General features: G+C 70.7%; 1 protein-coding gene. It reads right to left on the reverse strand.

Annotated features, from left to right (window positions below; all coding sequences use genetic code 11):
* Positions 1-38 precede the first annotated feature (38 nt).
* Positions 39-1547: an ISL3 family transposase gene (locus OO57_RS37695; RefSeq protein WP_199811409.1), complete on the reverse strand. Its 1509-nt coding sequence runs from the start codon at positions 1545-1547 to the stop codon at positions 39-41.
* Between the last annotated feature and the right edge of the window lie 84 nt (positions 1548-1631).

The raw sequence follows: 1631 nt of genomic DNA on the forward strand, positions 1-1631 counted from the left end.
GGCTCTGTCCCGTAATCGGTGGTAGCGCTCTGTGGTGGTCACTGGAGGAGGATGCGGTGGCGGAGCAGAGGGAACCTGGCTCGGCCGTGCATTTGCCTCATGATCCGTTTGGTTCGCGTGTTGACGCCTTCGGTGCGGCCGTTGTGGAAGGGGAGCGTGAGGCCGGCGTCGACGGCGGCCCGGTCGAGTTGCAGGCCGTTCGTGAAGGAGTGCAGGTGGGGCAGGCCGACGGAGCGAGCTGACATGATCCAGTCGGTGAGCTTGGCGTCGTTGCCCTCGGCCGGCGTCAGCAGTTGCGCGAACTCGCTTACCAGGCGGGCGAGTTCGGTCATCTCGGGGCAGGCCGCAGTGAGTTCCCTCAGCAGTGCGGTGTCCTTGTCGCGCAGATTCTCGGGGCGGCTGAGGAGGAGACGCGCGAAGCGCTGCGGGGTGGTGACAGGCTTGTCGCCCTCGGCGCGGCCCTGGGTGAGGTAGCGGACCAGGAGGTTCGCGCTGCCGGTGTAGCCCAGCTCCTTGATCTCGCGCAGCAGGTGGGCAACCGGCACCGCGGGGTCCCCGGCCCGGCGCTGGCGCAGGTGATCGCGGTAGGGGTCGACGAGCGTGGGCTTGTAGCGCGGTGCCCGGCGGTCGCCGGTGGGCTCCTTCATGCGGGCGTACCGCTTGACGGTGTTCAGGGCGACGTCGAGGCGGCGGGCGCATTCGAGCAGGCCGACGCCCTGGCCGAGCAGCTTGTGGACCTGTTGCCAGCGGTCACGGGTGGTCTGCTCGCGTACGCCCCCGGGCCGGGCAGGGTTCACCGCGGTGGCCCAGCAGGCCGCGTGGGAGCGGACCTCGGCCAAGACCTTGCCGCACAGGTTGCTCCACAGGTGCCACCTGTCGCTGACCTGCACAGCTTCGGAGAGGGCCTGGCGGATCGCCTCGCCGTAGGACCCGGAGCCGTCGCGGCAGACGTACTCGATCCCGGGGTGCTCGCGCAGCCACGCGACCAGCGTCTGCGTCGTGCGGTCGGGCAGGACGTCGATCCGCTCGCCGGTCTCGGCGTCAATCAGCACGGTCGCGTAACGCTGACGCCGGCGCAGGGCGAAGTCGTCGACGCCGAGCACGCGCGGGATGCGCGGCGGCGGCACCGCCTGGCGCATGAGCACGCGCAGGGCGGTCGAGCGGGAGATCGCGCAGGCCAGGACGCGGGAGAGGCGAGCGCCCGCCCGGCCCGCTAACTCCTTCACAACCTGCCCGAGTTGGTCGGCGAGACGGCGCGTGCGCCGCTGGTAGCGTTCGATCAGGCCGGGGACCTGCTCGCGGAACGTCTGCCGCGGGCAGCCCAGGACCGGGCAGACCATGCGTCGGACCCGCACCGACGCCACGACCCGGCGCCCGTCCACCGGCACATCCGCCACCACCCGCCCGTGGAAGGCATGCACCTGCCCCGTCGGCTGCCCGCACATCGGGCACGGCACCGGATCGTCCCTGGTCCGCGCCGACACCCGGATGACCTCGCCCTCGTCCGCCACATCCTCGACGACAAGGGCGGACAGCCCGGAAAACACCACACTCACAAGCTCGTTGACATCACGCACACCATGCCAACGACGCCCGTCACCCTTCGTTACCACCGATTACGGGACAGAGCC

It is taken from the genome of Kitasatospora phosalacinea, from assembly GCF_000717185.1.
Taxonomy (GTDB): Bacteria; Actinomycetota; Actinomycetes; order Streptomycetales; family Streptomycetaceae; genus Kitasatospora; species Kitasatospora phosalacinea_A.